We start from the raw sequence: 10,786 nt of genomic DNA, 5'->3' as shown, positions 1-10,786 counted from the left end.
AATTCGAAGATTGGACCAAATAATTATTCAACGTAGACATCTCCCCGAAACGGCCGCCTAATAGTTCCTGCACAGCCGCCGCGGCGTTGGCGTCCGGATGTTTGGGAACAGGCAATGCAATGGGCAAGCGATTGATGCGCTTGAACATGGCGGACATCATCCCCTTATCAGATTAATAGTTCTTATTATCTTTATGACAGGGAACGTTTGTCTCATGCCGCGCCGGAGCGCTAAGAGGGCATAACCCAAATCATTTGCTGCGTGCGCAGAAAAAATGAGGAATTGTCTGTTTGCAGCAAGACATGATCCGGTTTCACGTCGGTTATCGTACCCCGAACAGGGCCCCGAAACGTTTCAATAACCACCGGCTTTCCTTGAAGCGAGCGCAAGGTGTGATAAAAATACGGGTCAACCAAGGTTACTGTGGATAATGCGGGATTTGCCGTTTCCCTGTACATTCCATTCGGATAAGCATACACGATGAAATCTCCTCCTCATTCTCGTTACCATTTAGCCTATGCCGAAGTAAGGAAGGATGTGTCTCCGCCTGCGTATAGACAAACAACCCGATAAAAATGACCGGAAACCGGGCGGATGCCGGTGTCGCTTCTACACGTCTGCCATAGACTGATGCTGTAAGTTCAAACTTCACCTACCCAAGGAGGAATGTTTTCAAATGCAGTTTACTAAACAGGCAATGCCCAATATGCGTTTCAACTTATGTTTGAATTTCTGGCATCTGAAAAACAGATATACCCAGAAAAAGTGGATTTTAAAAATCTTGAAGGGACTATTACCGGGGAATTCCTTGCATGGCTGGAAGAAAAGCGCGGCTGCAGCATAAGTTCCCGAAACCAAAGGCTTTCAGCGCTTTCATCCTTTGCCACTTATGCAATAAATAAATGCCCCTCTTCGGCACTAGGGTTTTATACAGATGTTTCCGCTATTCCACAAAAGAAAAAGCCTAAACGAACCCCCGTCTACTTAACCCGGAAGGAAGTCTCCGTACTACTCAAGCTTCCGGATGGATCCACAAAGGCATCCGCCAGAGATCGTGTATTACTGAGTGTGCTTTATGCAAGCGGTGCTAGGGCACAGGAATTGTGTGATATAACCGTAGGTGACATTCGTTTTGATGGTAAAACATCGATCAAGCTTGTGGGGAAAGGGAATAAATGATGCTAGACTTAATAGTAGACACAGATTACACTGATGAAACGACAACTATCGGAGGACTGTGTCAAAGATGAAAAAGCCACTTTATGACGATGAGTACAAAAAGAAGACAGTTCAGTATGTCAAAGAAAGCGGGAAGGCGGTGGCGGAGGTAGCCCGCGAACTGAAGATAAAGGACAATACCTTGTACGGTTGGATGGTAAGCGTCAAATCTAGCACACCTGGTCAAAGCTTCCCCAGCCTGCGAGAATAGGAACGAAGCGTATGCGCGGGCGTCGCCAAACAAGACGGAACGCCAAAGAGCCCTGACTGAGCAGTCAGAGCGGTTCGGGGCACAACGTCAGAACAGGCGACACGTGATCGGCAATGCGGGCGACCACGGGGCCAGCTTCTCCAGAGCGGCGGCGTCCTGCAAGTTCGGCAACTGTGGCAGTTGCTCGAACAGGTACTGCAAATAAGCCTCCGGTTTCAGCCGGTTTGCTTTTGCCGTTTCGACGATGCTGTATAACACCGCACTGGCCCTTGCTCCGCGCGGCGTGTTGCTAAACAAGAAATTTTTTCGGCCGATCACCGTCGGCTTGATCGCCCGTTCGCTGCGGTTGTTGTCGATCTCCAGCCGCCCGTCCTGCAAAAAAGCAGTGAGCTTCGGCCACTGGTTCGTGCAGTAGGTGATCGCAGTGCCGAGCAGCCCTTTGGGCAACACGCGCGCGCGTTGGCCCTCAAGCCAAGCCGCCATCCGATCCAGAATCGGCTGGCTTTCCTCCAGGCGGGCTGCATGGCGCTCCTCCGCCGTCGCCTCCTTCCAGCGGCGTTCGACTTCAAACAGCGCATTGCACAAGGCCAACCCTTCCGCCGCGGCGGTTTGGGCGCGTTGCGCGGGCGGCGTCGCCTGCACGGCTTCGTGAAATTTGCGCCGCGCATGCGCCCAGCAGCCCAACTGCGTAACCCCCTTGAGCCTGGCATATCCGCTGTAGCCGTCCGTCTGCAAGTACCCCGTGAACCCGGTCAGAAAGGCCTCCGGGTGTTCGCTGCCGCGTCCAGTCCGGTAGTCGTACAGCACGACATCGGGCGCGGCTCCGCGCCCGGTGCGATACAGCCACAGGTACGATTTCGCTTGCGCGGATCGGCCCGGCTCCCGCAGGACCTGCAGCGTCGTTTCATCCGCATGGACATGATCTTGCGCCAGAAGCTTGGTATGGAAGAGATCGTACAAGGGAACGAGCCACCGCTCACTGGCGGCGATCAGCCAATTGGCCATCGTCTGCCGCGACAGGTCGATGCCCCATTGCCGGAACTGTTCTTCCTGCCGGTAGAGCGGCAAGCTGTTCACGTATTTCTGATGGATCACGTGCGCCAGCATGGAGGGCGACGCCAGACTGCCCGGCAACGCCGGGGCCGGCATGGGTGCGGTCACGACTGGAGTGCGCATGCCCGTTTGCTCGCAACAGCGGCAACTGTACACGTGGCGTACATGCTCGACGACGCTCACCTGCGCCGGAATGATCTTCAGTTCCCGCCGCACTTCCGTGCTCATCGCATGCAGCGGCCCGGCGCAATCCGGGCAGACGCCTTCCGTTTCGTCCAGCGTGTAGTGGATCGTTTCGACCGGCAGGTTCGCCAGTTTCGCTTCCCGTTCGCCTTTGGCTTTCTTCCGCCGCTGAACGGTCACCGTTTCGACCGTCGGCTCGGGTGCCTTCGGATCGGCCTCCGCTTCGGCTTCGTTGAACAGCGTCAGTTGATCCGGATGCGTTTGTTCGCTGGAGGCGCCGAAACGTTTTTGCTGCGCCCGCCGGAATTGCTCTTCGTACCAGGCAACCTGCAGCTTGAGCGCCGCCACTTGTTCGGTTAATTGTCGAATGACCTCTTCCGAGGTCGGGGGGGAGATGTCCGCTCGGTTTTCCATGATGATGGATTTCGCGACAGCGGGGCTCCTTTCCTGCCGATGAGCATGGCGATTTGGTGAACACGCCGATGGGAAAGCCGTTACAGGACGACCTCGGCGTGCACCGGCCGATGGGCCTGCCGCTGATCCAGCGCGAGTCCGTCCAGCAACCAGCGCAATTGACGGTGCTGCAGGGAGATCGTCAGGCTACTTCCGTCCGACGGCTCCGGCCATCGGAACGTGCCGCGCTCCAGCCGACGGTAGAACAGCCAGAAGCCGTTGTGTTCCCAGTAAAGCATTTTCAGCTTGTCCCGCTGCCGGTTGCAGAACACGAACAGGGTGGGCGCAAACGGACTGCAGCCAAAGCTTTCCTGGACAAGGGCGGCCAGCCCGTCGATCGATTTCCGAAGATCCGTCGCGCCACTGGCCAGGACGATCCGTTCGGGAAGGGGGAGCATCAGCAGCCCGCCTCCAGCACCCGCACCACTTGCGTGAGCAGGGACGCATCGAAACCGGGGCGGATGTCGATGGATGCGCTGCCGATCCGGACGACGAGGGGGGAGGCTTCCGCCGATGAAGGCGGCGTTGGGGTGACCGTCACCCAAGTCGTCGTTGGTGATTTCCGTTTGCCCGGCGACAGTTTGCGCAGCCAGTATTTCAGTTGGTTGAACGGGATTTCTTGGGCGGCACACCATGCTCGCATGGTCTGTCCGCTTTCCCGATAGGCACGGATCCGCTCCCGCCATTGCTCGTTGCGTTCATTTTCGTTCATTCGCGCGTACCTCCTATCTTTCCGATACGCTTAGTTTCTCATGAATCTTCGAGTCCGTGTAGGTGGGGAATATTTGACGCTTACGAGGCGAGGGGAGTATGGACATGCTCGATTGAACTGCTGCCGAAGCGAATTCGAAGGTGACAACCATAGCGGTACATGTCCATGCCGTGCTCGGTTCGCTCACGCTCCCCTGCGCGCGGTCTGAACCCTGCTGGGTTCTCCTCTACATCGCCAGTAATGTAAAAGGCCCGGACCTGAAGGTCCGAGCCTTTTACATTATGGAGGCGAGGGGAGTCGAACCCCTGTCCGAAGATAACGCCACACGGCTTCCTGCGAGTGCAACTGCAGTTTCAATGTCGCCCTAAAGCCACCCTGTCACCGACGCTGCCTCCATCTCTACTGCCTCGTTTCCTTTTGAATCGCTATGCCATAAAGCAGAAGCTCTACCATTTGAACCAACGCTTGTTCCATTGTGAGCCCATCTCTCCTGCCGTCTTTCCCGTCCAACAGCCGGTACAACCCGCCGATATATACTTGAATAAACAAGTCCATATCGAACGGACGGATCGCCCCTTCCTGTATTCCTTCCTTCACCACCTGCCGAACGCGGGCCCACCCCAACGTAACATGCTCGTCGATATCCGCCCATTGCCGGGGATAACGCTGCTTGAGCTCCTTCAAGACCCGAATGTCGCTTAAGATAAACCATCGGGGCTGAATCGCCAACATCTTCTTTAATTTTTGCAGCGTCGGCAAGGACGGATCTTCGATCACGGCAATGGTCAGAGCTCATTACTGGTCTAACGTTTAATGCGACTGCACGGGCCTAGCTATCCAATCTCTTCACAGAGAAGCCGTTTCAGTTTCGGTCATTACATGACGAAGGAGAGCCGCCGATTTCGGTAACTCTCCCCTTTGTTATGCTTTTTCCGTTTAATTTTCACCCACACATCGTCATTAATGGTGTTCTTCGGCAGCCATGGCATCCGCTTTGGTTTCATGAACCGTTCCATGAGGATGCTGAGGCGGCGCGTAGATCGAGTAAAGCTTAATCGGCCTGTTGCCTATGTTAATCAGATTGTGCCATGTTCCGGCGGGAACCACGATCGCATAGCCATCGAAGACTTTTTCTTGAAAGTTCAATTTTTCTTTGCTAGCCCCCATCTGGACAAGACCCTGGCCTTCTTCAATTCGCAGAAATTGATCGAGCGTCGGATGTATTTCTAAACCGATATCTTCTCCGACATTGATGCTCATCAAGGTGACCTGCAGATGCCTTCCTGTCCATAAAGCCGTGCGGAAGGTGGTGTTTTGCTTAGCAGCCTTTTCAATATTAATGACAAAAGGGTTCGGCCCGTAATCCTTTAATTTATAGTACGGATTCCAGTTGTTATTCCAATGATTACTGCTCGAATTGTAGTAAGGATTCCCGTAGTAGTTCCAATTATAGCCGTTCCAACTGTAATGGGCCGGATTATACCATTGGTGGTGATGGTATGGCTTGTGGTACAACATTCATTCTCCTCTCCATACTCAATAATCTGAACTTTCTTTGTATCCTATGCGGCCGCCCATTTATAGGTTAACCAAGGCGCCAAAAATGGGCGACGAATCCTGCCGCAAATTGGGTTCGTGTCTCTTGACCCATGCGTTGGCCAGATGATTTTGTATTCACCATATCCACAAAACAAACTGGACACCATGCTTTATTTGTTCTTAACGGGCCGCGTTGAGGAACGATTCTCATTTGGAAATTTCATGTAAATAATGCTTGTTAAGATATGGGGTGAATACATTTTATTGTTTTCGCACACCAAGATTTTATATATAATGGAAACGTACAATACTATGCATAGAGAATAGGAGAGAAACATGTGGTTAAAAAAGCTATAGCAGCATGTGTAATACTATTTCTTCTTGTTCAGCTTGGCAATTCAGCTGGCACAATCTCAGCAGCCAAGCGATATGTTATTGTACAGGAATCGGTCGGAAAATCCTTTGTGCCCGTACGCTTCGCTGCCGAAACATTCGGATTTAAAGTCCGATGGAAAGGCAGTGGGGAAAAAGTACTATTATCAAACGATACTGGCAGTGTGGAGTTCAAAGTTGGATCACGGCAAGCCATTGTAAATGGAAAGCAGCGTACCCTTGATGCAGCACCTTTTTATTTATCGGGAACAGTCTATGTTCCTCTGCGCTTTGCAGCAGAGTCATTAGGCGCAAGTGTCGAATGGAAAAAAGAAGAGCGTGTTGTGCTGAAAAACGGTGATCTGCAAACAGATATCGAAGCCGTATCTTTGAAAAGAATCGAAAGAGCAATAAAGGATCCCGTTATCGTCGGCAGCTCGAAAATTCAAACTTCAACTAAAACGATTCAGGTTAATACTGTTCAAATTGACCTCTATCACCCGAAAGTTGCACTTGAAACGGTGTATGCTAACAACAAAATAGGTAGTACAGAATCTCTAAAAAAGATGGCCGAGCGTTCAAAAGCAGCTGTTGCTGTCAATGGCACGTTTTTTAATGCCTATTCTACAACGGATGTAAAAATCCCATACGGATATATTGTAAAATCGGGAAAAGTCATTTATAAGGCTTCTGGAGATCAACGCGCTGTATTTGTATATACGAATACCGGCGATGCACTTATCGCAGATGGTGAAACTGAACTAAAAAAGCTTCTGGATAAAGGTTTAGTGGAATCTGCACTTCAGGCAGGACCCAGGCTTGTAAGAAATGGTAAAGTGGATACCAATCCAACTGCGGAAGGCTTTAAGGACCCGAAGGTGCTGACTAATCGTGCAGCACGCAGTGCAGTAGGCATAACAGCCGAGGGCAAGCTGCTGATCGCAACAGCATCGTCTGCAACCATTAAGGAGCTGGCAGAGGTTATGGTGAAGCTCGGTGCAATAGAGGCGATGAATCTGGACGGTGGTGCTTCAAGTGGTCTGTATGCCAACGGCAAGTATATCACCACACCAGGCAGAGACCTGAGTAACGCGCTTGTAGCAGTATTTCCTTCGTGAATGATAGAAAAAGGACGGTTGGAGCAGATTTAATCGCGCCCGACCGTCCTTTCTAACCATAACCGTCTTGCATTATTTCATTCCTGTTAAAGTAATTCCTTTAATAAATTGCTTTTGGAACGCAAGAAAGAGCAGGATGACAGGTGCCATAATGGTCAGGTTGCAGTTCGTAACATCAATCCGAAAAACATATTGCTCATGTTTTCCAAAAAAGCGGCAGAGGAAATGCGTGACCGAATCGCACATTTACCTGGGATGGATGAAAATATTGCAGCAACCATTCAAGTCCGCACATTTCACTCTTTTTTGCTTAAAATAAATCATTCGAAAACATGGTGTAACACAAGTCATCTTGAGTGAAACCCGTTACCAGCATATCCTGCTGCAGCGTATGAAAAGGACTTGGAGGACGCTTATCAACCAGAATCGTTACTGTCCCTTATTTGTTGTTGTTTAGCTTTTTCATAGAGTTTGTTGAGATTTGGCAATTTGCGACTGGTCGAAAGAAGGAGATCTTTGTCAATTGTTGAACTTAATAATAATTAGTTAGCTTTTTACATACATATGATTTAGTCCTAATGGCTGAGGTGTTATTATGGCTGTAATTGATGTCCGCATAGATAAATGGAAGAAGCGTCTTCTTGATTTGGGCAAGAAAAACAGACTCATCAACTATCGAGAAACCAAACGTTCCAACATCAAGATAGTAGCCCCTGATCTCACTGAATTGTTTAGACTGCTCGTCGTTAATGAAACAGCTTTAAAATTCCCAATCCCATTTGAAGATTTTGATGACGATGAAGACGAAGTTAGTGAAACATATACTTCAACTGGCGATTTACAAACCAATCAAACCATCAAAGAGCAACAGAAAACATTAAGAAATCTTAGAAACAAAGCAAAGACAGCACTTGAAGAGCAAGGTGTCAACATCCTATATCTTTCATTTGGTTTCTTGAGGTGGAAGGAGAACCAAGACTCTGATCAGATCATCACCTCCCCCATCGTACTTGTTCCGGTATCACTTACACTAGAGTCCATTACCTCGCCCTTCGTCCTACGTCTACATGAAGACGAGGTCGTGGTTAACCCAACATTAAAATATAAAATGGAACATGAATTCGGAATTACATTACCTGAATTCGATGCACACGAAGATAGCATTACTGGACCTCTGTCAATAGATTGGACACACAGAATCGAGAAAATTACGCAGCCTGAACGTACATTTGTTCGCGTTGAACGGGTGTGAGAAACCCGATTGCAGAATGAACACGTTTGCGATTGTAGAAAAACTCGATGTATTCAAATATTCGACTTTGTGCTTCCTTGCGGGTTCTAAACTTTTCCAGATAGACGAGTTCCTTTTTGAGTACGCTGTGAAAGGATTCCATGCACGCATTGTCGTAACAGTTGCCCTTACGGCTCATGCTGCCTTTCATCCCGTATTTCTGAAGCCGCCGTTGGTACTCATGTGAAGCGTATTGACTGCCCCGATCGGAATGATGCAAAACCTCACCTTTGGGCCGCTGACGGCTGTAAGCCTTGTCCAGCGCCTTCAAGACCAACTCCTTGGTCATCCGATCACCGGCGTGCCAGCCTACGATTTTGCGCGTGTACAAGTCCATGATGCTCGCAACGTAGAGCCATCCTTCTCCTGTCGAAACGTAAGTGATGTCCGCCATCCAGACTTGGTTGGGGGCATGTGCCGTGAACTGTTGGTTCAGCACATTGTCATGCACCGGCAGATTGTGCTTCGAGTCCGTCGTCGCCTTGTATTTCCTTACAGTGCGCGACTTCAACCCTAACTCCTGCATGATGCGGGCGACCGTTTTCTCGGACACTCGCACCCCTTGCTGGCGCAGGACTTGAGTGATTTTCGGACTACCGTACAGGCGACGCGATTCCAGGAAGATGCGGCTGATCTGTTGTTTCAACCGTTCGCGGCGTCTCTTGCGACCGCTTTCCTTGCGCCGGGTCCATTGATAGTAACCGCTCCTGGATACGTTTAAGATCCTGCACATCTCCGACACCGGATACTTGGAGCGGTGTTTGTGGATGAACTGAAAAGTCAATTCCGGTCTTTTGCGAAGATGTGATGCTAGACTTAATAGTAGACACAGATTACACTGATGAAACGACAACTATCGGAGGACTGTGTCAAAGATGAAAAAGCCACTTTATGACGATGAGTACAAAAAGAAGACAGTTCAGTATGTCAAAGAAAGCGGGAAGGCGGTGGCGGAGGTAGCCCGCGAACTGAAGATAAAGGACAATACCTTGTACGGTTGGATGAAGAAGTTTGGTAGCGAGCCGGAAATCGTTCAAAATCAAGTGTTTAAGTCCGAAAACCATCAGTTACGGGAACTGCAAAAGCAAATCCGTGAGTTGCAAGAGGAGAACGAAATCTTAAAAAAGGCAATGCACTTCTTCGCGAAAGACCGTCGGTAAAATATTCATTCGTCCACGAAAACCGCTCCGAGTACCGACTGGAGAAGATGTGCAAAGTAATGAACGTATCTCGCAGCGGATATTACAAATGGCGTGATCGCCCTGAAAGTGAACGAGAGCGCCAGCACAAAGAATGGACAGAGCAGGTCAAGGAAGTGTTCGACGATTCCCGTCAGCTTTACGGGAGCCCAAAGGTCACGCAGAAGCTGAATCAGCAAGGAGTCAGCATATCTGAACGGACCGTAACACGGATTATGAAGAAGCAAGAGTGGCGGTCTAGAACCGTCAAGAAATATAAAGCCACAACGAATTCCAAGCACAGCCTGCCGGTACAAGACAACGTGTTAAACCAAGACTTTACGGCAAGTAAACCGAATGAGAAATGGGTGACAGATATTACGTATGTCGCGACCGGGGAGGGTTGGCTGTATCTGGCAAGCGTAATGGATCTGTACTCCCGCAAGATCGTTGGATGGCATATGAGTGACCGCATGACAAAAGAGCTGGTGCTGCAGGCGCTAAGGCAAGCTTACGGTCGTCAGCAGCCCGATGGAGAAGTGTTGCATCATTCCGATCGCGGCAGCCAATACGCCTCCCATGACTACCAAAAGCAACTCCAGGTTTACTCCATGACAGGGAGCATGAGCCGGAAAGGGAACTGCTACGACAACGCTTGCATTGAATCTTTTCATAGCATTATCAAAAAGGAACTTATCTATTTGAATAAATTTGAGACCCGTGCTGAAGCCGAGAAAAGCATCTTCGAGTACATCGAAGTATTTTACAACAATGAGCGTATTCACTCGACGATCGGGTACTGCACGCCATCTGATTTTGAAAGGCAGCACTACTTCAATACGGTGAATCACTAAAATCCATGTCTACTATCTTGACAGAGGTCCAGAGGCCCGCTGGCCAAAGATTTTGACATTGTCCATGGAGAATCCATGATGGGACAAAAGAGCTGGGAGAAAGCAGAAAAGGTATTGATTGAAGAAGCGGCAAAACTGGCTATTGAAAATGCGGGGTTGACAAAGGAACAAGTCCAGTTTTACATAGGCGGGGATTTGATGAATCAAATCATTAGCAGCAGTTTTGCCGCGCGAACATTATCGATCCCTTACATCGGTGTGTTTGGCGCTTGTTCAACCTCGATGGAAAGTCTGGCATTAGCAGCTAACCTTGTAAATTCCGGTTCGGCGAAATTTGTGTTGGCGGGGACATGCAGCCATGATTCCAGTGCGGAGAAACAGTTCCGATATCCGACCGAGTACGGTTCGCAAAAACCGCCAACCGCCCAATATACGGTAACCGGGGCCGGTGCTGCCATCGTATCCATGGAAGGCGACGGACCGGTTGTTACATCTGCCACCATTGGCCGGGTTATCGATATGGGCATTAAAGATCCGTTTAATATGGGCGCAGCGATGGCTCCTGCAGCGGTAGACACCATTGAGGCGCATGTTCGAGATTTGG

14 protein-coding genes and 1 pseudogene are annotated in these 10,786 nt (G+C 49.9%); 7 read left to right on the top strand and 8 right to left on the bottom strand.

All coding sequences use genetic code 11. From position 1 onward, the window contains the following. Both ACFPXP_RS00820 and ACFPXP_RS00815 read right to left on the bottom strand, forming a co-directional pair. On the bottom strand, nt 1-148 hold a 148-nt coding region (locus ACFPXP_RS00820; protein ID WP_379891519.1), incomplete at its 3' end, for a manganese catalase family protein. Between the two features lie 82 nt (nt 149-230). After that, nucleotides 231-479: a YuzF family protein gene (locus ACFPXP_RS00815; protein WP_107338596.1), complete on the bottom strand. Its 249-nt coding sequence runs from the start codon at nt 477-479 to the stop codon at nt 231-233. Between the two features lie 241 nt (nt 480-720). Here ACFPXP_RS00815 and ACFPXP_RS00810 point away from each other — a divergent pair, with 241 nt between their 5' ends. Then, nucleotides 721-1,179 (top strand): tyrosine-type recombinase/integrase, encoded by a 459-nt coding sequence (locus ACFPXP_RS00810; RefSeq protein WP_379891517.1) that lies wholly within the window; start codon nt 721-723, stop codon nt 1,177-1,179. A 67-nt stretch (nt 1,180-1,246) separates the two neighbouring features. Continuing rightward, nucleotides 1,247-1,429 carry a transposase gene (locus ACFPXP_RS00805; protein WP_379891515.1) on the top strand — a complete coding sequence of 61 codons (183 nt, stop codon included), beginning with the start codon at nt 1,247-1,249 and terminating at the stop codon, nt 1,427-1,429. Nucleotides 1,430-1,516: 87 nt separating this feature from the next. Here the strand turns inward: ACFPXP_RS00805 and tnpC are convergent, their stop codons facing one another. The 5 genes from tnpC to ACFPXP_RS00780 all read right to left on the bottom strand — a co-directional run bounded on the left by tnpC (nt 1,517) and on the right by ACFPXP_RS00780 (nt 5,348). Beyond that, nucleotides 1,517-3,079 (bottom strand): IS66 family transposase, encoded by a 1,563-nt coding sequence (gene tnpC, locus ACFPXP_RS00800; RefSeq protein WP_379891513.1) that lies wholly within the window; start codon nt 3,077-3,079, stop codon nt 1,517-1,519. 80 nt (nt 3,080-3,159) lie between these two features. After that, on the bottom strand, nt 3,160-3,516 hold the full coding sequence (gene tnpB / locus ACFPXP_RS00795) for an IS66 family insertion sequence element accessory protein TnpB (protein ID WP_019124014.1): 357 nt from the start codon (nt 3,514-3,516) through the stop codon (nt 3,160-3,162). Next, complete coding sequence (gene tnpA / locus ACFPXP_RS00790; RefSeq protein WP_144870669.1) at nt 3,516-3,830, bottom strand: IS66 family insertion sequence element accessory protein TnpA; 315 nt, start codon at nt 3,828-3,830, stop codon at nt 3,516-3,518. Before tnpA ends, tnpB begins: the two co-directional genes overlap by 1 nt. Nucleotides 3,831-4,229: 399 nt before the next feature. Continuing rightward, complete coding sequence (locus ACFPXP_RS00785) at nt 4,230-4,607, bottom strand: hypothetical protein (protein WP_379891510.1); 378 nt, start codon at nt 4,605-4,607, stop codon at nt 4,230-4,232. 183 nt (nt 4,608-4,790) lie between these two features. Then, the gene (locus tag ACFPXP_RS00780; RefSeq protein ID WP_379891508.1) at nt 4,791-5,348 is read right to left on the bottom strand and encodes a cupin domain-containing protein; all 558 of its coding nucleotides are present in this window, start codon (nt 5,346-5,348) and stop codon (nt 4,791-4,793) included. A gap of 359 nt (nt 5,349-5,707) precedes the next feature. Here ACFPXP_RS00780 and ACFPXP_RS00775 point away from each other — a divergent pair, with 359 nt between their 5' ends. From ACFPXP_RS00775 to ACFPXP_RS00765, 3 genes are all read left to right on the top strand, one after another. Continuing rightward, a complete protein-coding gene (locus tag ACFPXP_RS00775; protein WP_379891506.1) occupies nt 5,708-6,859 on the top strand; it encodes a phosphodiester glycosidase family protein in 1,152 nt (383 codons plus the stop codon). Between the two features lie 108 nt (nt 6,860-6,967). Continuing rightward, the gene (locus ACFPXP_RS00770) at nt 6,968-7,219 is read left to right on the top strand and encodes a UvrD-helicase domain-containing protein (RefSeq protein WP_379891504.1); all 252 of its coding nucleotides are present in this window, start codon (nt 6,968-6,970) and stop codon (nt 7,217-7,219) included. A gap of 235 nt (nt 7,220-7,454) precedes the next feature. Continuing rightward, the gene (locus ACFPXP_RS00765; protein WP_379891502.1) at nt 7,455-8,111 is read left to right on the top strand and encodes a DUF4011 domain-containing protein; all 657 of its coding nucleotides are present in this window, start codon (nt 7,455-7,457) and stop codon (nt 8,109-8,111) included. On the opposite strand, the gene ACFPXP_RS00760 is transcribed toward ACFPXP_RS00765, so the two are convergent. After that, on the bottom strand, nt 8,068-8,934 hold the full coding sequence (locus tag ACFPXP_RS00760; RefSeq protein ID WP_379891500.1) for an IS3 family transposase: 867 nt from the start codon (nt 8,932-8,934) through the stop codon (nt 8,068-8,070). The two genes, ACFPXP_RS00765 and ACFPXP_RS00760, sit on opposite strands and share 44 nt — an antisense overlap. Before the next feature lie 91 nt (nt 8,935-9,025). Between ACFPXP_RS00760 and ACFPXP_RS00755 the strand changes: the two genes are divergently transcribed. Both ACFPXP_RS00755 and ACFPXP_RS00750 read left to right on the top strand, forming a co-directional pair. Continuing rightward, nucleotides 9,026-10,182, top strand: a protein-coding gene (locus tag ACFPXP_RS00755) for an IS3 family transposase (protein ID WP_127490457.1) whose coding sequence is annotated in 2 segments (ribosomal slippage) — nt 9,026-9,278 and nt 9,278-10,182 — 1,158 coding nt in all. Because the reading frame shifts where the segments join, the coding sequence is not laid out codon by codon here. A 30-nt stretch (nt 10,183-10,212) separates the two neighbouring features. Next, nucleotides 10,213-10,786 (top strand): annotated as a pseudogene (locus tag ACFPXP_RS00750) (stage V sporulation protein AD); the annotation flags it as partial.

Source organism: Marinicrinis lubricantis, assembly GCF_042658665.1.
In the GTDB taxonomy this organism is placed as follows: domain Bacteria; phylum Bacillota; class Bacilli; order Paenibacillales; family KCTC-33676; genus Marinicrinis; species Marinicrinis lubricantis.
This window is presented reverse-complemented; position numbering and strand designations above follow the sequence as displayed.

Excerpts from the sequence above, each read along its gene's own strand:
- ACFPXP_RS00810 (WP_379891517.1), top strand. The coding sequence starts at position 721 with ATGTTTGAATTTCTGGCATCTGAAAAACAGATATACCCAGAAAAAGTG.
- ACFPXP_RS00805 (WP_379891515.1), top strand. The coding sequence starts at position 1,247 with ATGAAAAAGCCACTTTATGACGATGAGTACAAAAAGAAGACAGTTCAG.
- tnpC (WP_379891513.1), bottom strand. The coding sequence starts at position 3,079 with ATGGAAAACCGAGCGGACATCTCCCCCCCGACCTCGGAAGAGGTCATT.
- tnpB (WP_019124014.1), bottom strand. The coding sequence starts at position 3,516 with ATGCTCCCCCTTCCCGAACGGATCGTCCTGGCCAGTGGCGCGACGGAT.
- tnpA (WP_144870669.1), bottom strand. The coding sequence starts at position 3,830 with ATGAACGAAAATGAACGCAACGAGCAATGGCGGGAGCGGATCCGTGCC.
- ACFPXP_RS00780 (WP_379891508.1), bottom strand. The coding sequence starts at position 5,348 with ATGTTGTACCACAAGCCATACCATCACCACCAATGGTATAATCCGGCC.
- ACFPXP_RS00765 (WP_379891502.1), top strand. The coding sequence starts at position 7,455 with ATGGCTGTAATTGATGTCCGCATAGATAAATGGAAGAAGCGTCTTCTT.